Genomic DNA, 21,221 nt, shown 5'->3' with positions numbered 1-21,221 from the left:
GTCGCCACGTTAAAGATGTGTTTCCCTCCCTCCTTGTGGGGGAGGGCTAGGGAGGGGGTGCCACACGGCACACTCTCTCGATGGGAGACGGCAACGCGCGTGCTCCTCACGCCGGGTTCAGCGAGGCCAGCGCATTCTCCAGCAGCGAGCGCACCCGCGCCGCGTCGCCGGATTTGACCACGGCGGGGTCGAGATAGAGCTCCAGCCCCGGCGCTCGCTCGGTGATGATCCCGCTCCTTTCGGCGGCCGCGTCGTTCAGCGCGTCGACCGAATAGGGAATGATTTCGCGGCTGATGCCCTTCATCGTGATCGCGGGCAGCGCGTGGGCGCGGACGATGTCGCTGACCAGCGCGAAGGTCTCGTAGCTCAGCACGATGCCGCCGGGCTCGGCGATCGATTGCAGGCGCGCGGCGAGGTTCGCCTCCGCACCGATGATGGTGTAGTCCATGCGATCGCTGCTGCCGAAATTGCCGACATTGCAATAGCCGGAATTGACGCCCATGCGGGCCTTGAACGGCAGCTCGATGCCGGAGGCGCGCCATTTCGCATTGAGCTCGGTGAGCCGGTGCTGCATGCGCCAGGCCATCTGAAGGCAGGCCTGCGCGTCGGCGCGGTCGCCTTTGGTCTCGGGGTCGCCGAAGAAGATCAGCATGGCATCGCCGATGAACTTGTCGATGGTGCCGCCAAATTCGTGGGCGACCGCCGACATCTCGGTGAAATATTCGTTGAGGAGCTGGGTCAGCAACTCCGGCTGGAGCCGCTCCGCCGTCGCGGTGAAATTCTGGATGTCGGAGAAGAAGATGGTGAGCTTCTTGCGCTCGGTGTGGATGGTGACGTCCTTCTGGCCGGAGAAGATGCTCTTGTAGACCTGCGGCGGGATGTAGCGCGAGATCTTCATCGACAGCGAAGCCAGGAAGTCGTTGGCGGATTCGAGCTCCTTGTTCATGCCCTTGATACGGCTCGCCTGGCGGCGCTGCAGCGAGAGAAACGACAGGCCGCTGCCGGCGGCGATCAGGAAATAGGCCAGCAGGAACTTGAACGAGAAGATGTTGGCGGCGATCGGCTGGGCGATGATCACCTCCTGGATGCCTCTGACGTCACCAACCTTCCAGTCCTTCTTCGGGCTCTCGGGGTGGCTGTTGTGGCAGCTGACGCAGGCCGGGCCCATCGTCACCGGAGCAATCAGCCGGACCTTGTCGTTGAACAGCGAGGTCTCGGTGTCGACGATCTTCTGCTCGGGATCGTTGCGAAGCGATTCGAGCGCGTCCTTCTCGAACTTGTCGAGCTGGTGCGGGGCGCGGTTCTGGAACGGGAAGTCCGAGACGAAACGGTAGGTGATGTTTTCCTGCTGCGCCCCGATCACCCGCCCTAGCTCCAGCGACAATGTCGCCGGGATCGGGATCGCGCCGGGGATGGATTCGTAGTTGTGAATCACCCTGGTCGTACCGTTCGGATTGGCGATGATGCGCCCGACCACGTTGGTCGCGTAGTAGCTGCGCACGCTCGTGATCACCGAATTCAGGTCGATCGCCTGCCGGCGCAGCGCGGTCTTGCTGAGTTCGGTCAGGTCCAGCCACACCGCGAGCGGCAAGGCGAGCAGCAGGAAGGCGATCGCGGCACCGGTCAGGATGCCGCTCTTGCGCTGTTCTTCGGAGATCTCTTGCTTCACTCTTTGGCTCCGTGATTGCGTTCCTGTCTCGAACTCGGGGCGATTTGCGGAACAGAGCCAATAAACGCGCTCCCGCGCAACCCCATTTTATGGTGGTCGCGCCAAGCGGCTTTTCGTTTCATGGCGAATGTTTAAGATCGGCATTTATCTGCATTCACTCCGCCAGGAGATCCACCAAATGGCCGAGACCATCCGCATCAAGCGCTTCAATGCGCGCTCCGTCATCGTGCCGATGAACCTCCCGCTCCAGACCTCGACCGGGGCTGTCGCAAAGGCACCGCTGGTGCTGATCGACTGCGAGACCGACCAGGGCGTCCAGGGGCACGCCTATCTGTTCTCGATCACGCCATCGGCCTTGAAGCCGCTGACGGCGATGGTCGCGGAAATGTCGGAGCTGCTTGCGGGCGACGAGCTGCTACCGTTCGAGATCGAGCGCAAGCTGACCCAGCGCTTCACCCTGCTGGGGCTCGCCGGCCTGCAGCGGCTGGCACAATCCGGCATCGACATGGCGGCATGGGACGCACTGGCGCGCGCACGCGGCCTGCCGCTAGCGCGGCTGCTCGGCGGCGCGCCAAGACCGGTCAGGGCCTACAATTCGAAGGGGCTCGGCATCATGCCGGCGGGTGCCGCGGTGGAGGAAGCCCACAAGCTGCTGGCCGAGGGCTTTCAGGCCGCAAAGATCCGCGTCGGCCGTCCCGATGCACGGGAAGACCTGAAGGTGGTGCGCGCGGTGCGCAAGGCCGTCGGCGACGACGTGACCTTGATGTGCGACTATAACCAGGCGCTGACGGCCACCGAGGCGATCCGCCGTGGCGAGATGCTCGACGATGAGGGCCTGACCTGGATCGAGGAGCCGATCCGTCACGACGATTATGAGGGTAACGCCCGCATCGCGGATGCGCTGCGCACGCCGGTCCAGATCGGCGAGAATTTCGACAGCGCCTTCGCGATGCAGACCGCGCTCTCAGCCGAAGCCTGCGACTACGTGATGCCCGACGTGCAGCGCATCGGCGGCGTCACCGGCTGGCTGCGCGCCGCCGCGCTGGCGCATGCCGCCGGGATCGAGATGTCGACGCATCTGTTCTCGGAAGTCAGCGCGCATCTTTTGTGCGTGACGCCGACCGCGCATTGGCTCGAATATGTCGACTGGGCCGACGCAATGCTTTCAACGCGGCTGATCATCAAGGACGGCTTTGCCCTGCCGAACGAGGAGCCCGGCAACGGGATCGCGTGGGACGAGGCTGCGGTGAAGAAGTATCTGGTCGAATAGACCGCGTGTCGTCGCGACGTATCGAAGTGCGAACGTCGAAGCTGACGATCAGCGAACGGCATGCCTTCCTACGACTGAACAGCGGCAATCATACTCAGCTCGACCGGTGCACCCCGCGGCAACTCGGCGACGCCGACAGATGTACGCGTGTGACGACCGCGATCGCCTAGGCGCTCGATCAACCGGTCGGAAGCGCCGTTCATGACTTGCGATTGCTGAGTGAATCCAGGGGCCGAGGCGATGTATCCAACGAGCTGCAAGACCTGGACGATCTTGTCCTCTCCACCTGTTGCGTGATTGATGGCCGAAATGCAGAGATCTGCGCAGAGGGCCGCCGCCCCCTGTGCGGCGGCGACATCGACACCTGCGCCGACTTTACCGGAGCACAGCAGGGCTTCGCCGCGACGCGGCAGCTGACCACTGACATACGCAATTCCACCATGGATGATCACCGGCAAGTAGTTGCCACCTGGTTTGTTCACGCTGCTCATATCGATAACCTGCCTTCATTTCTCGCTGGCGTGGTGGGCGGACAATGGCAGGCGGGGAGTCGCGGATCAAGCTGCGCATTGCACCGAGGTGGTGCACGATAACGATCCCCCATGACCACATGGCGCCTTCATTCGCACATCGCGTCGTCGCGATCGGCGGCGAGATCGAGTTCGGCGAGAGCTGGCAGGCCGCGCTGGTGCGTAAGTTCCACGAGGAGCTCGGTATCGGAATCTCCATCGTGAAGGCGATGAGCTGAACACGTTGCTGCTTCCACATCGTCATTGCGAGCGCGGCCAAGCAATCCAGAACCCCTCCGCGGAAACAGTCTGGATTGCTTCGTTGCGCTCGCGATGACGGAGTGTGAGACAGCAGCGCTGCATGACCAGCTACGCTACCAAACCTCCGCGCCGGGAATCTTCCTGCGCACCGCGATGCGCTGGATCCAGATGCAGCGGCGGATGGATCTGTTGGAGCGGCCGACGGCCGAGATGCCCTCGCCGGCCTGAAGCAGCGGCGCCACGCTTTCGCGCAATGCGCGGCAGCGCTGCAGTTCGGCCTGCCAGTCGATGACCGCAGCAGCGGCGCGCGACGACATCAGCGCCAGCACCATCAGGGCAACATAGCTCGCCCGCATCACCCGCATTCCCTTCATTTTGATCCGCGCTCGTCGCGCCAGTAGCGGAAATCGCAATGGGACGCGCCTTGCATGATGGTTTGCGTGCGCGTGAGCCTGACGTCGGCGCCAAATCCATCAGCGGTCGCGAAGTCGGCGGTGCAGACCAGCAGGAAACCGAGCTCCGGCTCGCCCAGCGCCTTGTAGAACTCGGCATAGGCGCATCGCGTCACGTCGAACGCAAAGGCGTCCTGGGTCTGCTCGATGATGTCATAGGCGAGCGCGTCGTCTCGGGCATAGGTCTTGAACGCCGACGCGACGGCCTTGCCGAGATCGGCTTCGTTGTTCGTGCTGTTCTTTGCCTTCCAGAATTCCTCGCCGAAGCCGCGATAGAGGTCGCCAAGCGCCTTGCGCACCAATGCATTGGCGCGCGCCTCGCCGAGTTCGGCCTGCAACGCCTTAACCAGGGGCACCAGCACCTGCGCCTGGATCTTTGCCTGCTCGATGACGGACACGCTCATGGGCAACCTTCATCCGGGTTACTTCACACCACAAGACGATAACTCAACTCGCTGCTCGCGGCGAGGGTTTGCTTGCCTGGTCCCGTGGCATCCGGAAGCCTACGTTTCCGTGATGTCGGGGTCATCGCCGATCGTGCAATCCTGAAAACATCGACCTGGCCACAATGGTATGACGCTCACCATTCAAATTCCGCCGGCAAATGACCAGAGGTGACCATGATCCGACCTAAAATGCCTTCAGGCAATTTCACGCCACGAGTGTTTTCACGGCGCCCTCAAGTTGCGGCGTTTGCCGCAGCGCTGTTTCTCGCCGCAACGTTCTGGCCGGCCGGAGGCGCGCAGGCTGCCGCAAATGATGCCGAAGCACGAACCATCTTCGAGAAATTCATCGCGGCGCAGAATGCGCATGATGCGGACGCCATGAAGGCCATGCTCCTGAATTCAGCCGGAACGCTGTTGTTTGCCAGAAACATCGAGACGCGCGGTCGCGATGAGGTCGCCGCGCGGTTCAAGACCTATTACGAGGGCACCTGGCACCTCGAACCCGACATGTCGAAATTCCGCGTCGCCGTGATCTCGAACGAGATCATGCAGATCCTCGTGCCGATCGTCTTTACGCGCGGCCTTCCGGGCAAGCCGCCACAACAAAATACGTTTCTGATCAGCCAGACCTACGTTCAGGATGCGGACGGCTGGCACGTCGCCTCCATCCTTCCGGTCGCAAACACGGAACTGAAATAGGGGATTTAGCGGCGGTGTGTCGGCGAAGGAGGCTGCCGCTCCAGTCCGTCTACGCTCTTCGAGCTACACCGGACACGCTTCGCCGAAATGAGATTGGTGGCTTGCCGAGCCGAACCTCGCGGCGGCAGCCCGCCTGCGCCCGTTGGGCTTCGGCGTGGCATCCTTCACTCGGCTATCGCGAGCGAAGGATGGTGGGCGCGACAGGGATCGAACCTGTGACCCCTACCATGTCAAGGTAGTGCTCTCCCGCTGAGCTACGCGCCCTAGATGTCTCTAGATCGGGTCGGGTCCCTATAACGGCTCACGGGAGCCGGTGCAAGGACGGAAGGGGGCCGATTTAGGCCGCCAGCATCTTGTTCACTTCGCTGACCAATTCGCGCAAATGCACGGGCTTGGACAGCACCTTGGCGTTCTTGGGGGCATCCGAATCGGAGTTCAGGGCGACCGCGGCGAAGCCCGTGATGAACATGATCTTGATGTCGGGGTCGAGTTCCGAGGCCCGGCGGGCGAGCTCGATGCCGTCCATCTCCGGCATCACGATGTCGGTGAGCAGCATCTCGAACGGCTCTTCCCGTAGCCGCTGATAGGCGGCCATGCCGTTATCGTGGGACGAGACCTGAAAACCGGCGTTTTCCAGCGCCTTGACCAGGAAACGGCGCATGTCGTTGTCGTCTTCGGCGAGCAGGATCTTTGGCATGGCGGAAATGTCGAATCCCCAGAGGATATCAGCGGAGGTCACTAAGCCCGACGGAGGGTAAATTTGGGGTGAAAATCTTTACCCTCCGCAGCTCGCGCTGCCGGACTCTTGTGAACCGGAATACGGCACGAAGCAATCGAGCCGTACCTGCCGGTCCCCACCTCGCTGCCCGCAGGGTTAAGACATGTTCCAGCGCAGATCTCATCTTTTCGCTTGGCAGGATGGTTGCGATTCCGGACAATGACGACACATAAGAGCCGCCCGATCGGCCGAATCAATGCGCCAAGGGCGAAGCCTGATACCGAGAGGCGGAGCCTGATTGCCAAGGGCGAAGCCTGACACCAAGGGACGAAGCCTGAGAAGATGACCCGGTTTGACGGCGACAAGTCGCCAGCCTTCGAGATCGTTGAGCCCGCGCAATGGCGCGCGCCGGTTATCTTCAACTCGCCCCATTCCGGCTCGACCTATCCGGACGAATTCCTCAGCGCCTCCAGGATCGACCTGCCGACGCTGCGGCGTTCCGAAGATTCCTTCATGGACGAGCTGATCGGCCATCTCAGCGAGCGCGGCTTTCCGACCGTGCGGGTCAACTTTCCGCGCTCCTATGTCGACGTCAACCGCGAGCCCTATGAGCTCGATCCCCGGATGTTCACCGGGCGCCTGCCGAGCTTTGCCAACACCCGCTCGATGCGGGTTGCCGGCGGACTTGGCACCATTCCGCGCGTGGTCGGCGACGGCCAGGAGATCTATCGCGAGCGCATCCTGGTCGACGACGCGCTGGGGCGGATCGAGACGCTGTACAAGCCGTATCATCGCGCGCTGCGCCGGCTGATCAACAAGGTGCACCAGATGTTCGGCACCGTCGTGCTGGTCGACTGCCATTCGATGCCCTCGGTCGGCGTCTCCCGCGACGAGCCGCGCCGGCCCGACATCGTCATCGGCGACCGCTACGGCACGAGCTGCACGCCGCTATTGCCCGACCGGGTCGAGGAGACCATGGCCGGCCTCGGCTATTCGATCGGCCGCAACAAGCCCTACGCCGGCGGCTTCATCACCGAGCATTACGGTAACCCGGCCAGTGGCCTGCATGCCGTGCAGCTCGAGCTCAACCGCGCAATCTACATGGACGAGCGGCGGCGCGAGCGCAGTCCGCGCTTTGCACAAGTGGCGTCGGACTTCGGCGTGCTCGCAGACGTGCTGGCGACCACGGTCCCGTTCGGCGATCTCGGCCCGTTCCAGGCCGCGGCTGAATAGGCGCGACGTTTTCTTCGAACAATTGTGTTGGGTGCGATCAGCGCGAATGCGTTTCGCGGCGAGCATCGAAATGAAAGCCGATGCCGAGAGAAAGCAGAGGCTGAAAGAAAAAAGGGCCGCTTCTAATGAAGAAGCGGCCCAAGTCTAGGGAGGAAACGCCCAAGGAGGGCAGCAGTAACGCGAGAAGCGCTACCGCACCGCAACAATATGCGGCCGCGACGCACAAAGTGCAAGGGCTTTCGACCGGTTTCCCATGCAATGAGGACATAGCTCGGTTGCTTCTAGAGAAACCCAGATTCAGTTCCTTTGATAAGGAAATTCAATGGGTTGATAGTCATTTGCATACGAACGAGGCAGATCCGGAACTAAGGTTTCAACTCAATGATCGATTTTTGGCCAGCCAAGTTCTTTGAAGGAGGGACGCATCCGGCATCCAAAATACCAGGGTGCAAAAGCAAGACAGCGCTGCACGATTCTTCCGATTTGAGCTAGGCAGGAGTGAGCTTCACCCGACTTTCGCTTTTTTGAGGATACGCCGTGACGGTGATCGATTTCTCCGCCTTCATCGGACGGCTCGCCACCGCCTCCGGCGAAACCATCCTACCGTTCTTCCGCACCTCGCTGTCGATCGAGGACAAGAGCAAGACCAAGGATTTCGACCCCGTGACCGAGGCCGATCGCGCCGCGGAGGCGGTGATGCGGCGTCTGATCAAGGCCAACTTTCCCCAGCACGGCATCGTCGGCGAGGAATTCGGCAACGAGCGCGAGGATTCGGATTATGTCTGGGTGCTCGACCCCATCGACGGCACCAAATCCTTCATCGGCGGCTTTCCGATCTGGGGCACGCTGATCGCGCTCCTGCACAAGGGCACGCCGGTCTACGGCATGATGCACCAGCCCTTCATCGGCGAACGCTTTTCCGGCGACAGCGGCTCGGCTCATTATAAAGGCCCGTCCGGCGAGCGCCGGCTCCAGGTCCGGCGCTGCGCCTTGCTGTCGGAGGCGACGACCTACACCACCAGCCCGCTGCTGATGAGCGAGCGCGACCGCGCCATCTTCGGCCGCATCGAAACGGGCGCGCGGCTGTCGCGCTATGGCGGCGACTGCTACTCCTATTGCATGCTGGCGGCAGGTCACGTCGATCTCGTGGTCGAGACCGAGCTGAAGCCTTACGACATCGCAGCCCTGATCCCGATCGTGACCGGTGCCGGCGGCGTCGTCACCACCTGGGAAGGCAAGCCGGCCCAGGGCGGCGGCCGCATCGTCGCGGCCGGCGACGCCAGGGTTCACGAAGAAGCACTGAAACTGCTCAACGGCTAGGCGATCTAGGAGCCTGCATGACCAACCGGCGTACGCTCCTTCTCGCGGCCTTGCTTCTTTTTCCGACGCTCGCCTCCGCCCAGAATTTCCCGGCCAAGCCGATCAAGCTGATCGTGCCGTTTCCGGCCGGCGGCCCCAACGATATCATCGCGCGGGTGATCGGCCAGCGCATGTCGGAACTGTCAGGGCAGCCGGTGCTGATCGACAATCGCGGCGGCCAGGGTGGCGTGCTCGGCACCGATGCCGTCTCCAAGGCTGCACCTGACGGCTACACCATCGCGATCTCCAGCGCCGGCGCGCTGGCGATCAGCCCGAGCATGGAAAGGGTCGCCTACGATACGCTCAACGACCTCACGCCCGTGACGTTGGTCGCAACCGTGCCGGAAATGTTGGTGGTCGCCACCAACGTCCCCGCAAAGGACATCGCGGAATTGATCGCGCTCGCCAAGGCGCAGCCGGGAAAACTCAACTTCGCCTCCTCCGGACCCGGCAGCCTGCCGCATCTCGCCGGTGAATTGTTCAAGCTGACGGCCAAGATCGACATCGTGCACGTGCCCTATCGCGGCGCGGCGCCCGCCGTGAACGATCTGCTGGGCCAGCAGGTGCAGATGACGTTCCTGGACCTCCCCGTGCTGCTGCCGCAGGTCAAGGCGGGCGCCCTGCGACCGATCGCGGTCGGCTCCGCCGAGCGTTCGCCGACGGCGCCTGACGTGCCGACCACCGCGGAAGCGGGCTTTGCGGATCTGCGCATCGAGAACTGGTACGGCATGGTCGCGCCGAAGGGCACGCCGAAGGAGATCGTCACCGCGCTACATGATCTGGCCACGAAGGCGATGGCGGATCCGGCGGTGAAGGAAAAGCTCGCTGCCCAGGGCGCGACGCTGGTCGGCGATGAGCCGGAGCATTTTCGCACATTCATCGCGGACGAGACGAAGAAATGGGCGAAGGTGATCAAGGACGCTGGCGTGGAGACGGCGAAGTAGCTGCGTCTTAACCTCTTCTAAAGGGAGGGGAAATCCCAGAACTCACACCGCCGCAGACCGCAAATGCTCCACCAGCATCTTCGCCGGGCGCGGTAGTGTCTTGAAGCTTCGCGCGCAGATCACGAGTTTGCGGTTGGCCCAGCTATCGCGCAGGCGGACCATGGCGAGCGGCATCAGTTTTGCGCAGCGGCGGGCCGCGGCTTCGGGCACCAGCGCGACGCCGACATCGGCGGCGACCATCTGGCAGATCGCATCGAAGTCGCGCAAGCGTGCGCGGTAATGCGGCCGCATGCCGAGCCGGGCGGCGTGCTTCGAAATATGCACCTGAAGCGCGGTGGCGCTGGTCAGCCCGACGAAGTCGCAAGCGCCCGCCTCCTGGAAATCGATCGCGCGGCGGCCGGCGAACGGGCCGCGCCTAGACGTCACCAGCGTCAGGCGATCCTCGCTGAAGGCGAATCGCTCGATATGATCGGGCAGCGCGTGCTCGGCGGCGAAGCCGAGATCGGCCGCGCCCGCAGTGATCGCGGCCGCGATGTCGGTGCTCTCGCGCTCCTCGATGTCGATGGCAACGTCGCGATGCTCGCGCAGGAAGCCGGCGAGCGCCTTCGGCAGATGCTCCGAAAGCCCCGAGGTATTGGCGAGGAAGTGCACGCTGGCGCGCACGCCGCTGGCAAAGCCGGCGAGATCGCCGCGCATGGCGTCGATCTGGTGAATGACGAGACGGGCGTGATCGAGCAGGCTCTCGCCGGCCGAGGTCAACTCAACGCCGCGGCGCCCGCGCTTGAGCAGCGCGACGCCGAGCGCATCCTCCAGCCCCTTGATGCGCGCGCTGGCTGAGGCCAGCGCCAGATGCGACCGCTCCGCGCCGCGGGTGATGCTGCGCTGGTCGGCGACCGCGATGAACAGCTGGAGGTCGACGAGGTCGAAGCGCATCGGGGGTCCCTTCAGCCTTCGTTCCAAACGAAGGCTTTCTCCGTAAGCTACAGATTGTGCCGGCGCGCTGCATCGGTCAATGTGCAGATATGATCGACCCGCTCCTCATTCTCATCGCCGCCGTTTTCCTGATCGCCGGATTCGTCAAGGGCGTGGTCGGGCTCGGCCTGCCGACTGTCTCCATGGGCCTGCTCGCGGTGAGCATGGCGCCGAGCCGCGCGATCGCCATCGTGATCGTCCCCGCCATCGTCACCAACATCTGGCAGACCTTCGTCGGCCCCCATTTGCGCGATATCCTGAGGCGGCTGTGGCCGCTGATGATCGGCACCGTGATCGGGTGCTGGCTCAATGCCGGCGCGCTCACCGGCCCGCATGCGCGCTACGGCACGATCGTGCTCGGCGTGCTCCTGGTCATCTACGCGATCATCGGGCTGAACAAATTCCAGTTTCATGTTGCGCCAAAGAACGAGAAATGGGTCGGCGGCGTGGTCGGCGTGGTCACCGGCGTGATCTCGGCCTCGACCGGCGTGCAGGTGATCCCCTCGATGCCGTTCATGCAGGCGATCGGCATGGAGAAGGACGAGCTGGTGCAGGCGCTCGGCGTGTTTTTCACGACAGCGACACTGGCGCTCGCCTTCAATCTCACCGCGGGGGGATTGCTGACGCCGGCCAACGCGGTGCCGGGCGCCGTGGGCATGGCCTGCGCGTTTGCCGGCATGTATATCGGCCAAACGGTGCGGGCGCGGATGCCGGCGGAAGCGTTTCGCCGCTGGTTCCTGATCGCGATGATCCTGCTCGGCCTCTATCTCGCCGGCAGCGCGCTGCTGAAGGAATTCGCGTAAAGGACGTTACCGCGTCTCCAGCATGGCGACGCGGATGCCGAGATAGATGAAGAGGCCGCCGAGGGTACGGTTGACCCAGGCGACCGCGCCTTCGGAGCTCCGCAAGCGGTGGGCGGCCCTTGCCGCGAACGCCGCCAGCACCAGGCACCACAGCGTTCCCGTGCAGATGAAGATCAGGCCCAGCATCAGGAAGGCGAGCGGCTTGTGCGCCGAGTCCGCTGCGACGAATTGCGGCAGGAAGGCAAGGAAGAACAGCGCGACCTTGGGATTGAGCGCGTTGGTGAAGACGCCCTGGAGGAAAACCCGCCGCAGCGAGCTCTGCACAGGCTCGTCGATGGCCGAGGCCAGCACCGGGCGCGACCACAGCATCTGAAGCCCGGTCACGACGAGATAGGCCGCTCCGACCAGCTTCAGGATCGAGAACGCGGTCGATGAGGCCATCAGCAGGGCCGAAAGGCCGATTGCCGCGCCCGCGACATGGAAAAAGCAGCCGCAACTGATGCCCAGCGCGGCCGCGGCGCCACCTCGCCAGCCCAGCTGCATGCTGCGGCCGATCACATAGACCGTATCAGGCCCCGGCGTGATGTTGAGCAGCACGCCCGACAGGACGAAGAGCCAGATTTCGTGAATGCCCAGCATGTGTGACGTGCCTCCGCCGCCCAACCGTAGCCCAAGAGGTCGGCTTAGTGCGTTCGCTCGTCCCCGTCCACTGCCGGATTGCCGAGGATTTACCTCGAATTTGCAATGCGGATCATACTTTCGCTCGGCCTCATCTGCTCTATAAGGAACGGGTTCTTTGAATGCGGGATTCGAGGCGACTGCCACGCCGTGGCCGGTCCTCGATCTCTTCCAAGTCTCTTGCAAGTCTCTTGGAGCTCCGGAATATGGAAAGACGTCTGGCTGCCATTGTCTGCGCCGATGTCGCCGGCTATTCGCGCATGATGGGCACCGATGAGGCCGGCACCCATGCCGCCTTCAAGGCCCATCGCAGCGCGATCCATCCCATCATCCTCAATCACGGCGGCCGCGTCGTCAAAAACACCGGCGACGGCTTCCTGCTGGAATTCCCCTCGATCGTCGGCGCCACCGAGGCCGCGATCGCGATGCAGACCCTGATGGCGGAGCGCAATCACCATCTGCCCGCCGATCGCGCCATGCAGTTCCGCCTCGGGATCCATATGGGTGACGTCATCGCCGACGAGGACGAGGTCTTCGGTGACGATGTCAACATTGCCGTCCGCCTCGAAGCCGTGGCGAGCCCCGGCGGCTTCGCCATCTCGGCCAAGGCCTACAAGGAGGCCAGCAAGCATCTCACCGTGCCGCTGGTCGATGCCGGCAACCACCGCTTCAAGAACATCAAGGATCCGATCGGGGTCTGGACCTGGACGCCTGAAGGTGCACCGGCGCTTGCGCCCGCGCTGAGGGAGGCATCCGCCCTCTCGCAGCAGTATCGCACCGCGATCGTCGGCGTGCTCCCTTTCGCCAATCTCAGCGACGCACAGGACGAGTATTTCTCCGACGGCCTGACCGAGGATCTGATCCACGCGCTGTCGCTGCAATCCTTCTATCGCGTGCTGAGCCGCAACTCGACGTTCGTGTTCAAGGGCAACAACGCCAGCACCCGCCTGATCGCGCGGGAGATCGACGCCACCTATCTGATCCAGGGTTCGGTGCGGCGTGCCGGAGCCAAGATCCGCGTGACCGCAGAGCTGATCGCGCCGGAGACCGGCGAGCAGCTCTGGACTGGCCGCTACGACCGCGACATCGGCGATCTCTTCGCGATGCAGGACGAGATCACCACCAACCTGTCCGCCGCCATCGCCACCGAGATCGTCCGGGCCGAAGCCTCGGCGCCGGCGCGGCTCTCGACCGACGTCACCGCCTGGGACCGCTTCCTCAAAGGACTGTCGCACTATTATCGGCAAACCAAGGAAGACCTGGCCATCGCCGTCGACCTGTTCCGGGAGGCCATCAGGCTCGAGCCCAAGCTGTCGATTGCGCACGCCTATCTCGCCACGATTCAGATCCAGAGCATCCAGTTCGGCTGGGTCAAGGGCACGCGCGAGATGTGGGCCGAGGCGATGAAGCTTGCCGAAACCAGCGTTCGGCTCGATCCGCGCTCGTCATTTGCGTTCTCGATCCTGTCCTGGACCCACGCGCTGGAGGGGCATTACGAGGCCGCGATGGACGCCGCCAAGCGCGCCGTCGCGCTCAACCCCTACGACAACGGCGCGCGCGGCGTGCTCGGCATCTGCCATTTCGTCATCGGCGAGCACCGCGAGGCGATCGAGCTGTTCTCGATGGCCGCACAGCGCGACAACAGCGATCCGCGCTACCAATGGGCCGCACTGAACGCCTTCAGCCATTATCTGCTGGGCCAATATGACGCGACTCTGTCATGGGCTCGAGAACAGCTCTACATCAACCCGAACCATTTGCAGGCGCTGGCAATCCGCGCCGCGGCGCTGGCGCAATTGGGACGCGGCGACGAGGCGGTCGAGGCGACCCGCGTGCTCATGGCTAACTACCCGACTCTCAATGTCGACCGCCATTTGCGCAATTTCCACTGGAAGCGGCCCGAGGACCTCGCCCATTACCGCGCCGGACTCTTGAATGCGGGCGTGCCGCTCGGCAAACTGACCCTGGTTTCGAGCGACGTCAAACGCGTCGCCGAATCCTGAGAGCCAGCCGCGGCCACGCGGCAATGTCCCCTCCGCCTTTATTGACACGACAGTGAATTCAGCCACACTCGGCTACACGCTGAAGTAGTATAACGTGTTGTCGGTTTGTCAGGACTTTCCGCGCTCTATCGCCGCGTCTGTATTTCACGATTCGCCGTTTTCAGGATTTGGGCCATGCATGACTCCGCTCCGAAGCCCTCCTTAGACCCTTCGATCCAGGTCTCCCCGAACAATCCCTGTCCATTCCTCCGCGGCCTCGTCGGCGAGGGGTTTGTTGACGGCAGAACCGTTCCGCTCGGCACGCTGTCGCAAACGATCGCGAATGCGAGCGGCGAGACCGGGCTGAAGAAGGTCTCGGCCCGCATCCAGGTCCGCGGCGTTGCGCTTATCGCCAACGGGCTCGGTCACATCCTGAAGAGCATATTTTCGGGCGCCCAGCTCGACGCGTTGCGTGGCGGCCCTCTCGACAAGCGCGGTGCCGGCTCGCGCGTCCTCGGCGTCGACGGCAAGGTCGATGAGGACGAGCTTGCGCGGTTTGCGAGCTTCGGCCGGGACTACCGGGATCCGAACGGCGGCGGCTCTGAGCCCGGTCTCAACGCCTCGGAAATCGGCGTCTTCATGCGCGACAACCTCAAGCGCGCCGGCAGCGCCGCGCGCTGGTACTACCCCCTGCTGATGAAGTTCGAGTGGCCGATCCTCCTGAAGATCATGGGCAAGGGCGCGGGTGAGGACCGCTATCTCAGCGTGGCCGACGTGCGCACTCTGTTCAACGAGCGGCAATTCCCTGCTCGCATCAACCAGCGGCTGGTATCGCAGCCGGTGCTGTCCACCTGCCAGCGTGTGGTGCGGGGCGCCCTCAAGGTTGCGGCCCTGCTGCTCGCCCTCGGTCTCGCCTTGCTCGTTGCGGTCGCCGAATTTCCCGACCAGGTGCGCGCCATGCTGCCGCAAAAGGGAATTCTCGTGAATCTCCTGCCGCCACCCTTGCCCACGGTCCCGGAGACGAAGGCGGCCTTTTGGCTCGAACAGAATTGGTCGCTGAAGGACAGGCACTGGTTTCACCATGCCAGCCAGGGCACAGCGACCTTCCCGGTGCCCTATGAATGGTTCATGGCCCTGGAGCAGCCGCGCCTGCATCTGTTCTCGGCGCCGGGCATGATGACGGACGGCACCTATCTCGAGCGCTTCGGGTTCATCCCGAGCCCGCAGTCGATCCAGACTGACGCGACGTCACTGCGCCGCTTCGGCTATGCCAATGTCTACGAGACGACACAGGTGCCGGACTGGTCGACCAGGTGGACGCCGGCGGAGAACGTCGACGGCCTGCCGGTCGGCTTCGCACGGATGACCGGTGTCGTCGATCCCGCGACCGGCCGTCGCGAAGAGGACAAGATCGGGCTGACCTGCGCGGCCTGCCATACCGGCCAGATCCACTACCAGGGCGTGGACGTGCGTTTCGACGGCGGCCCGGCCATGACCGACCTGAAGAAGCTCGAGGTCTCCACCGGCCTGTCGATCGCCTACACGCTTTACGTGCCGTTCCGCTTCCAGCGCTTCGCCGATCGCGTGCTCGGCCCCGATGCCAGCAAGGCTGACCGCGCCGCGCTCAAGCAGAAGCTCAGCGCGATCGGCAACTTCCTGATCGACTGGGCGCAAACCCAGCAAAAGACGATTGAAGGCAAGAAGACCTGGAACGGCAGGCAGCAGCAGGACACCGAGGAAGGGTTCGGTCGCCTCGACGCTCTCAATCGCATCGGCAATCAAGTTTTTTCGCAGGATCTCGCGCTGAGCGGGATCAAGGGATTCGAGAAGAACCTGCACGCCCAGGACGCGCCGGTCAGCTATCCCCCGATCTGGACCGTGCCCTGGTTCAAGTTCGCCCAGTACGACGCCTCGATCGAGCAGCCGCTGATCCGCAACGCCGGCGAAGCCCTCGGCGTGACGGCGCTGCTCAACCTGTCCGACGCCTACCCGGAGGACAGGCTGTGGCGCTCCTCGGTTCATATCAACACGCTCGGCTGGATCGAGGACATGCTCAGGGGGCCAGACCCGTTCAAGACGGCAGATCCCTCCACCGGCCCGAAGTTCGGCGGCCTGCTGGCGCCGAAATGGCCCTCGCAGATCCTTGGCGACAATTGGAGGCTCGATCAAAAGAAGGTCGACAATGGCCGCAAGATCTACGCCGAGATGTGCTCCGGATGCCATCTGCCGGCGATCGACACCCCGGCTTTCTGGTCGTCGGGACATTGGGAGCCGAGCGGCGACAGCAAGGTGCTGAACGCGGTGACGATCCCCCTCGACGAGATCAAGACGGATCCCGAACAGTCGCTCGTGCTCAGCAACAGGATCGTCGATCTGCCCGGCTTCCTGAAGGTGAATACGGCCGACCTCCAGAAATGGTGGCAATGCGACGTCTCGACCGCAAGCTCGCCGACCGAGATGGTTTATGCGCTCGGGTTGATGACGGTGGTGGATCTCGTCGCCCGCAAATGGATGGACGACGAGAAGACTCCGGACGCCGAGCGGTCGAAATTGTGGAATCTCGCGCGCAAGAACTGCCTCAATCCGGTGGGGGGAGCACGCTATCGGGCACGGCCGCTGAACGGCGTCTGGGCCACGGCACCCTATCTGCACAACGGTTCGGTGCCCTCTCTCTACTGGTTGCTGAAGCCTGCAAGCGAGCGCCCGCAAAAATTCTGCATGGGCCGCCGCGACTATGATCCCGTGACCGTCGGCTTTGCGGTCACCGCCAACGAGAAGTGCAAGACGGGTGAAACCGAGTTCTCGGCCGGGTCGGACAAGGATCCGATCCAGGGCAACAGCGTGCTCGGCCATTCCTTCGAGCGCAAGCCGGGCGAGGAAAAACGTCCCGGTGTCATCGGCCGCGTGTTCAAGGACGACAACGAGCGCTACGATCTGATCGAGTATCTGAAGACGCTGTAGTGGGTGATGCTACTTCCTCGTCATGGCCGGGCTTGTCCCGGCATGCCGGCGTGTGGTCGCAGGGCAGCATCGCCTCCCCTCACTTGAACAGCGGCGTGCCTGGCACGAAGGCGTCGAAGGCTGCCCAGAATTGGGAACGGTAGCGGTCCTGCTCCTGGAGAATCTCGTGCTTGGCACCGGCGATCACGAGATGGGAGCCTGCGCGCAAATGATAGGCGAACTCCTCGATCGCCGCGATCGAGACCACGGTGTCGCTGGAGGCCGCCAGCATCAGGATCGGCTGACGGATCTCGGACGGGTAGTTTTTGCCCTTGAAGGTGTTCATCGCGCGGAAGGCGGTATCGGCCCAGGCGACCGTCGGTGACGCGAGCCCGAGGGTCGGATCCTCCTCCAGGATTGCGGCATTGCGCGCATAGCGCACGGGGTCGCTGGTCAGCGGATTGTTGATGAAGGGATTGAGCCCGGTGATCTGGTCGCTGCCGCCGGGGACATAACGGCCGCCCATCCCCAGCACGCGCATCGTCTTCAGCAGAGCCCGCGCCGGAAACGAGGTGGCGCGGCCGGGGAGGTCGATCATCGGCGCAGACAGCACCATGCGGTCGAACCAGCGCTTGCCCGCATGCGCCACCCGCAGCATCACGGTGCCGCCCATGGAGTGGGCGAGCGCGAAGAAGGGCGGCGGGCAATCCGGCAGCACCACCTGCTGCACGAAGGTCTCGACGTCGATCTCGAAATCAGCGAAGTCGCGGACATAGCCCTTGCGCGGATCGCGCAGGCGGCGCGAGGAGTGGCCCTGCCCGCGCCAGTCGATCATCGCCACCGCAAAACCGCGGTCGCGCAGGTCGCGCACGGTCTCGAAATACTTCTCGATCTGCTCGCTGCGTCCGGTGAAGACGCAGACCGTGCCCTTGCGGTTCGCCGGCGGTGCCCAGCGCGCAAAGCGCAGCTCGACGCCATCAGGGGTCTTGATGGTGCCGCTGACGACGTCTTCGGGAACGGGATTGGACGGTATCGAGACCAGCGTCATGATGGGGAGGGCTTGGGCACGAAGAGCTGCAAATCAGGGGCGGGAGCGCCGAAAAGGCTGAGTATCCGCCCTCTTGAACGCCGTTCCCCTGAACCCATATCACCTTGGTGCAGGCCGCTACCAGTGTTTCGGAACCGGAACATCAGGCTGCACACAGACGAAAGCCCGGCCCGATTGGCGGGCGGGTTACTCAACAGTCGCTCAATGGAGGACTTGACCATGCGTACCTACGACCTGACCCCCTTCTACCGTTCCACCGTCGGCTTCGACCGTCTCTTCAACCTGCTCGACCAGGCCGGTTCGGACGGCAGCCCCGGTTATCCCCCCTACAATATCGAGCGTACCGGTGAGAACGACTACCGCATCACCGTTGCGGTTTCGGGCTTTGCCAAGGATGAGCTCTCCATTGTCGCGAAGGAAAACACGTTGACGATTAAGGGCGAGAAAGTCGCCAACGAGAACTCGAAGGCCGAAGTGCTGTACCGTGGCATCGCCGCGCGTGCCTTCGAGCGCGCCTTCCAGCTTGCCGACTTCGTGCAGGTGAAGAACGCCTCGCTCGAGAACGGGCTGCTTCACGTCGACCTCGTCCGTGAGATTCCCGAAGCGAAGAAGCCCCGCCACATCGCGATCAACACCGGTGCGCAAGGCGCACAGGTGATCGAGAACTCGGTAGCCGCGTAAATCACGTCGGCCGCTTCCAGGTTGCGAAAACGCCCCGGTGCCCCGGGGCGTTTTTTTGTTGGGCTCTCCTCGTCCCGGCGAGAGCCGGGGAATCCTGCCGCGAGATCGATCAATCGTGCACGGAAGAAATACCGAACGACGGATCTGCCATACCTTACCAGAGAGGATGGTCTCGGTCGTCGCCGGGACGTCACCGATTGCTGAACGGCCGTGCTGGACTGTTGCGCCGCATCACAGAGCGGTGAAATGGCGTAACACCGCCGCCCCGCGCATCGTCTTTTGGATATCGAACCCAAAAACAAGACGGAGAACAATCATGACTTTCTGGCGCAGCCTTTTCGTCGCCGCGAGCCTGCTGGCGGCCCCTCTCAGCCTCGCTCACGCGCAGACGCCGCAGACCGTAAAGGCCAAGAACGTTGTGCTGGTGCACGGCGCCTGGGCCGACGGCTCAAGCTGGTCGGAAGTGATCCCGATCCTCCAGGCCGCAGGGCTCAACGTAACTGCCGTGCAAAATCCGTTGTCGTCGCTTGCGGATTCCGTCGAGGCGACCAAGCGCGTGCTGGCCGAACAGGATGGTCCGACCGTGCTGGTCGCGCATTCCTGGGGCGGCACCGTGATCAGCCAGGTCGGCACCGACCCGAAGGTCACCGGCCTCGTCTATGTCGCCGCCCGTGCGCCCGATGCCAACGAGGATTTTGTCGCGCTGTCGAAGCAGTTTCCGGCGGGACCGGCACGCGCCGGCGTCGTCGAGCGCGACGGCTACACCAAGCTGTCAGAAGACGCCTTCCTGAAGTACTTCGCCAATGGCGTTAAGCCGGAGCAGGCCAAGGAGCTCTACGCCGTGCAATGGCCGACGGCCGCCTCGATCTTCGCCGGTCGCACCACGGAGGCGGCATGGCATTCCAAGCCGAGCTGGTACGCGGTGTCGAAGAACGACTACACCATCAATCCCGATCTCGAACGCTTCCTCGCCAAGCGCATGAACGCAACCACGATCGAGCTCGACGCCGGCCATCTGTCGCTGGTGTCGCATCCGAAGGAGGTGGCGAATTTGATCCTGGAAGCGGCGGGGTATGGCCGGAGCTGAGCCGCGCTCGTCATGGTTCAGAAGGCGCCTGAGTGCTGAGACGCCTTCTGTTTGCGCTAACTCTCTCCCCAACCTCGTCCTGGCGAAGGCCAGGACCCATCACCACAGGGAGGAGTTTGGCGAAGATTCGGAGTTCGGTACTCCCGCGTCACTCATATGATGCACCTCGCGGTATGGGTCCTGGCCTTCGCCAGGACGACACCGTTGGGGTGATGCGGGCCATCGCCTCAAACGCCCGCGCTTAGTCCAGCCCCTGTGCCGCCGGCATCTCCTGCGTAGGCAGGATAGTCGCGGCAGGCTTGACCTGACCTACGGTTGGCGCGGCGGCTTGCGGTGCGACCTCAGCGGGCTTGGACGGCACGGCGGCCGCGGTCTGCGTCACAGGTTGTGCCTGCGGCACCTGGGCCTGCGGCGTCGCAGGCTCGGCCGGCTTGGCGGGGACGCCCGGGGCCTCGCGCGGCGGAGCCGCCTTGGGCAGCGGCACGGAACGGCTGGCGACATGCGGGATCGGGGCCGGAGGGCGGGGCGGACCACTGCGGACCATGGTCGGCGGCGGCAGCGCGCTTTGCGGGCGGTAAGGTGCAACCGCAGGCTGCTCGTAGCCGGGTGCCATGCCGTAGGCGTCGGCAGCCGGCATGAAGCGCAAAATCCTTCCGTCGCGGGCATCGATCACGAGCCGGCCGTCCTCCCCCCGGCGGTCAATCACCGCGATGGTGTAGACGCCGCCGCGCAGGCGCGGGATGCCCAGTGGAGAGAAGCCGTTCTCGCGCAGCACCGCGTAGACCTCGGTCGATGGCAGCAGCACCGGGGCCGGCCCGCGTTCTTCGTAGCCATAGCCGTAGCGCGGCGGCGGCGCGGCCTCCGACGGCGCATAGGGGGCGTCGAAATCCGAGACCGCGATCATCGCCCCTCGCGCTGGAACCTGCGCTTGAGCCGCGGTCGCGGCCAGCGCCAGCGTGGCGGCGGCCACACATCCTGTGAAAAACTTCATGGTCGAGACGCTCCTGTCAGGCCCCCGGATGGATCGCGCTCTTTTGCTTCTTGCGGCGTGGCGGGTCTTCCAAAGGGTTGATCCGAAGCTTCATTGGGGATTCCGGCGTCGGCAGGGCCGGATCAGGGCGCGTTTGCTTCAAAACCGGGGCCGCGCAACTTTTGGAAAGCGATTGATTGACATATGGGGAATCGGGACTTGCGCGCGCTTGTGTGATAGACAAAAATTTGGCAAGGTGATGGTTAGGACAGGAAGACTGTCTCAATTTTGCTTGCGGTTCCGGCATAGGGATTGCAACGAAAGTCGGTGCTTTCGAGCGCCAAGAAGGCAACAGGCAAAGCCGTTCTCGGGGACGAAGAACGCCTTGGCCTGAATTTAAGAAAATGCGGCTCGCGAGCGGACGAGCGGTGACCCAGAAGCGGGTGCCGCGGGACGCCCAAGGTGCGCCGAAGATGGCGGTGAGGCAGCTTGCCGCATGG

Annotated in this window: 20 protein-coding genes and 1 tRNA gene; 11 read left to right on the top strand and 10 right to left on the bottom strand. The window is 63.7% G+C overall.

The annotated features are described in order from the left end of the window. Window positions 1–106 precede the first annotated feature (106 nt). Complete coding sequence (locus tag IVB42_RS22950; protein ID WP_018453356.1) at window positions 107–1,669, bottom strand: adenylate/guanylate cyclase domain-containing protein; 1,563 nt, start codon at window positions 1,667–1,669, stop codon at window positions 107–109. 178 nt (window positions 1,670–1,847) lie between these two features. Between IVB42_RS22950 and IVB42_RS22945 the strand changes: the two genes are divergently transcribed. Beyond that, window positions 1,848–2,939: an enolase C-terminal domain-like protein gene (locus IVB42_RS22945; RefSeq protein WP_247395374.1), complete on the top strand. Its 1,092-nt coding sequence runs from the start codon at window positions 1,848–1,850 to the stop codon at window positions 2,937–2,939. A gap of 68 nt (window positions 2,940–3,007) precedes the next feature. On the opposite strand, the gene IVB42_RS22940 is transcribed toward IVB42_RS22945, so the two are convergent. Beyond that, window positions 3,008–3,430, bottom strand: a complete 423-nt coding sequence (locus IVB42_RS22940; protein WP_018453354.1) for a RidA family protein — start codon at window positions 3,428–3,430, stop codon at window positions 3,008–3,010. A 119-nt stretch (window positions 3,431–3,549) separates the two neighbouring features. On the opposite strand from IVB42_RS22940, the gene IVB42_RS22935 reads away from it, so the two are divergent. Further along, the gene (locus IVB42_RS22935) at window positions 3,550–3,687 is read left to right on the top strand and encodes an NUDIX domain-containing protein (protein WP_018453353.1); all 138 of its coding nucleotides are present in this window, start codon (window positions 3,550–3,552) and stop codon (window positions 3,685–3,687) included. Between the two features lie 135 nt (window positions 3,688–3,822). On the opposite strand, the gene IVB42_RS22930 is transcribed toward IVB42_RS22935, so the two are convergent. Continuing rightward, the gene (locus IVB42_RS22930) at window positions 3,823–4,083 is read right to left on the bottom strand and encodes a hypothetical protein (protein WP_018453352.1); all 261 of its coding nucleotides are present in this window, start codon (window positions 4,081–4,083) and stop codon (window positions 3,823–3,825) included. Next, window positions 4,080–4,565: an L-2-amino-thiazoline-4-carboxylic acid hydrolase gene (locus tag IVB42_RS22925; protein ID WP_018453351.1), complete on the bottom strand. Its 486-nt coding sequence runs from the start codon at window positions 4,563–4,565 to the stop codon at window positions 4,080–4,082. Before IVB42_RS22925 ends, IVB42_RS22930 begins: the two co-directional genes overlap by 4 nt. A gap of 216 nt (window positions 4,566–4,781) precedes the next feature. Between IVB42_RS22925 and IVB42_RS22920 the strand changes: the two genes are divergently transcribed. Next, window positions 4,782–5,306, top strand: a complete 525-nt coding sequence (locus tag IVB42_RS22920) for a nuclear transport factor 2 family protein (protein WP_026232516.1) — start codon at window positions 4,782–4,784, stop codon at window positions 5,304–5,306. 189 nt (window positions 5,307–5,495) lie between these two features. Here the strand turns inward: IVB42_RS22920 and IVB42_RS22915 are convergent. Together IVB42_RS22915 and IVB42_RS22910 are read right to left on the bottom strand one after the other, a co-directional pair. Beyond that, window positions 5,496–5,570: transfer RNA gene (locus IVB42_RS22915), tRNA-Val, on the bottom strand. 73 nt (window positions 5,571–5,643) lie between these two features. After that, window positions 5,644–6,003 (bottom strand): response regulator, encoded by a 360-nt coding sequence (locus IVB42_RS22910; protein WP_007597092.1) that lies wholly within the window; start codon window positions 6,001–6,003, stop codon window positions 5,644–5,646. A gap of 363 nt (window positions 6,004–6,366) precedes the next feature. Here IVB42_RS22910 and IVB42_RS22905 point away from each other — a divergent pair, with 363 nt between their 5' ends. The 3 genes from IVB42_RS22905 to IVB42_RS22895 all read left to right on the top strand — a co-directional run bounded on the left by IVB42_RS22905 (window position 6,367) and on the right by IVB42_RS22895 (window position 9,560). Further along, window positions 6,367–7,257, top strand: a complete 891-nt coding sequence (locus IVB42_RS22905) for an N-formylglutamate amidohydrolase (RefSeq protein ID WP_018453348.1) — start codon at window positions 6,367–6,369, stop codon at window positions 7,255–7,257. A gap of 537 nt (window positions 7,258–7,794) precedes the next feature. Further along, window positions 7,795–8,577 (top strand): histidinol-phosphatase, encoded by a 783-nt coding sequence (gene hisN / locus IVB42_RS22900; protein WP_018453346.1) that lies wholly within the window; start codon window positions 7,795–7,797, stop codon window positions 8,575–8,577. Between the two features lie 17 nt (window positions 8,578–8,594). Next, window positions 8,595–9,560, top strand: coding sequence for a tripartite tricarboxylate transporter substrate binding protein (locus IVB42_RS22895; protein WP_018453345.1), 966 nt, complete (start codon window positions 8,595–8,597; stop codon window positions 9,558–9,560). A 42-nt stretch (window positions 9,561–9,602) separates the two neighbouring features. Here the strand turns inward: IVB42_RS22895 and IVB42_RS22890 are convergent, their stop codons facing one another. Beyond that, a complete protein-coding gene (locus tag IVB42_RS22890) occupies window positions 9,603–10,493 on the bottom strand; it encodes a LysR substrate-binding domain-containing protein (protein ID WP_018453344.1) in 891 nt (296 codons plus the stop codon). A gap of 89 nt (window positions 10,494–10,582) precedes the next feature. Here IVB42_RS22890 and IVB42_RS22885 point away from each other — a divergent pair, with 89 nt between their 5' ends. Next, window positions 10,583–11,335, top strand: a complete 753-nt coding sequence (locus IVB42_RS22885) for a sulfite exporter TauE/SafE family protein (RefSeq protein ID WP_018453343.1) — start codon at window positions 10,583–10,585, stop codon at window positions 11,333–11,335. 6 nt (window positions 11,336–11,341) lie between these two features. Here IVB42_RS22885 and IVB42_RS22880 read toward each other — a convergent pair whose 3' ends face one another. Then, window positions 11,342–11,974, bottom strand: a complete 633-nt coding sequence (locus tag IVB42_RS22880; protein WP_018453342.1) for a LysE family translocator — start codon at window positions 11,972–11,974, stop codon at window positions 11,342–11,344. A gap of 245 nt (window positions 11,975–12,219) precedes the next feature. Between IVB42_RS22880 and IVB42_RS22875 the strand changes: the two genes are divergently transcribed. Both IVB42_RS22875 and IVB42_RS22870 read left to right on the top strand, forming a co-directional pair. After that, window positions 12,220–14,016, top strand: coding sequence for a tetratricopeptide repeat protein (locus IVB42_RS22875; protein ID WP_162496403.1), 1,797 nt, complete (start codon window positions 12,220–12,222; stop codon window positions 14,014–14,016). A 174-nt stretch (window positions 14,017–14,190) separates the two neighbouring features. Continuing rightward, window positions 14,191–16,956, top strand: coding sequence for a di-heme-cytochrome C peroxidase (locus IVB42_RS22870; protein ID WP_085350689.1), 2,766 nt, complete (start codon window positions 14,191–14,193; stop codon window positions 16,954–16,956). Between the two features lie 79 nt (window positions 16,957–17,035). Here IVB42_RS22870 and IVB42_RS22865 read toward each other — a convergent pair whose 3' ends face one another. Further along, window positions 17,036–17,983, bottom strand: coding sequence for an alpha/beta hydrolase (locus tag IVB42_RS22865; RefSeq protein ID WP_018453339.1), 948 nt, complete (start codon window positions 17,981–17,983; stop codon window positions 17,036–17,038). 219 nt (window positions 17,984–18,202) lie between these two features. Here IVB42_RS22865 and IVB42_RS22860 point away from each other — a divergent pair, with 219 nt between their 5' ends. Then, window positions 18,203–18,664: an Hsp20 family protein gene (locus tag IVB42_RS22860; RefSeq protein WP_026232515.1), complete on the top strand. Its 462-nt coding sequence runs from the start codon at window positions 18,203–18,205 to the stop codon at window positions 18,662–18,664. Window positions 18,665–18,980: 316 nt separating this feature from the next. After that, entirely contained in the window at window positions 18,981–19,751 is a 771-nt protein-coding gene (locus tag IVB42_RS22855; protein ID WP_018453337.1) for an alpha/beta hydrolase, read from the top strand. Window positions 19,752–19,992: 241 nt separating this feature from the next. Here the strand turns inward: IVB42_RS22855 and IVB42_RS22850 are convergent, their stop codons facing one another. Further along, complete coding sequence (locus tag IVB42_RS22850; protein ID WP_018453336.1) at window positions 19,993–20,742, bottom strand: hypothetical protein; 750 nt, start codon at window positions 20,740–20,742, stop codon at window positions 19,993–19,995. Window positions 20,743–21,221: the final 479 nt, after the last annotated feature.

Source organism: Bradyrhizobium sp. 45, from assembly GCF_023073155.1.
In the GTDB taxonomy this organism is placed as follows: Bacteria; Pseudomonadota; Alphaproteobacteria; order Rhizobiales; family Xanthobacteraceae; genus Bradyrhizobium; species Bradyrhizobium canariense_D.
The sequence above is the reverse complement of the archived record's forward strand: the minus strand, read 5'-3'. Positions and strand labels throughout refer to the sequence as shown.

Bases quoted from the DNA above. Each gene is read 5' to 3' on its own strand.
- IVB42_RS22910 (WP_007597092.1), bottom strand. From the start codon at position 6,003: ATGCCAAAGATCCTGCTCGCCGAAGACGACAACGACATGCGCCGTTTC.
- IVB42_RS22945 (WP_247395374.1), top strand. From the start codon at position 1,848: ATGGCCGAGACCATCCGCATCAAGCGCTTCAATGCGCGCTCCGTCATC.
- IVB42_RS22920 (WP_026232516.1), top strand. From the start codon at position 4,782: ATGATCCGACCTAAAATGCCTTCAGGCAATTTCACGCCACGAGTGTTT.
- IVB42_RS22865 (WP_018453339.1), bottom strand. From the start codon at position 17,983: ATGACGCTGGTCTCGATACCGTCCAATCCCGTTCCCGAAGACGTCGTC.
- IVB42_RS22885 (WP_018453343.1), top strand. From the start codon at position 10,583: ATGATCGACCCGCTCCTCATTCTCATCGCCGCCGTTTTCCTGATCGCC.
- IVB42_RS22850 (WP_018453336.1), bottom strand. From the start codon at position 20,742: ATGAAGTTTTTCACAGGATGTGTGGCCGCCGCCACGCTGGCGCTGGCC.
- IVB42_RS22930 (WP_018453352.1), bottom strand. From the start codon at position 4,083: ATGAAGGGAATGCGGGTGATGCGGGCGAGCTATGTTGCCCTGATGGTG.
- IVB42_RS22875 (WP_162496403.1), top strand. From the start codon at position 12,220: ATGGAAAGACGTCTGGCTGCCATTGTCTGCGCCGATGTCGCCGGCTAT.
- IVB42_RS22890 (WP_018453344.1), bottom strand. From the start codon at position 10,493: ATGCGCTTCGACCTCGTCGACCTCCAGCTGTTCATCGCGGTCGCCGAC.
- IVB42_RS22895 (WP_018453345.1), top strand. From the start codon at position 8,595: ATGACCAACCGGCGTACGCTCCTTCTCGCGGCCTTGCTTCTTTTTCCG.
- IVB42_RS22940 (WP_018453354.1), bottom strand. From the start codon at position 3,430: ATGAGCAGCGTGAACAAACCAGGTGGCAACTACTTGCCGGTGATCATC.
- IVB42_RS22855 (WP_018453337.1), top strand. From the start codon at position 18,981: ATGACTTTCTGGCGCAGCCTTTTCGTCGCCGCGAGCCTGCTGGCGGCC.
- IVB42_RS22925 (WP_018453351.1), bottom strand. From the start codon at position 4,565: ATGAGCGTGTCCGTCATCGAGCAGGCAAAGATCCAGGCGCAGGTGCTG.
- IVB42_RS22860 (WP_026232515.1), top strand. From the start codon at position 18,203: ATGCGTACCTACGACCTGACCCCCTTCTACCGTTCCACCGTCGGCTTC.
- IVB42_RS22935 (WP_018453353.1), top strand. From the start codon at position 3,550: ATGGCGCCTTCATTCGCACATCGCGTCGTCGCGATCGGCGGCGAGATC.
- IVB42_RS22880 (WP_018453342.1), bottom strand. From the start codon at position 11,974: ATGCTGGGCATTCACGAAATCTGGCTCTTCGTCCTGTCGGGCGTGCTG.
- IVB42_RS22905 (WP_018453348.1), top strand. From the start codon at position 6,367: ATGACCCGGTTTGACGGCGACAAGTCGCCAGCCTTCGAGATCGTTGAG.
- IVB42_RS22870 (WP_085350689.1), top strand. From the start codon at position 14,191: ATGCATGACTCCGCTCCGAAGCCCTCCTTAGACCCTTCGATCCAGGTC.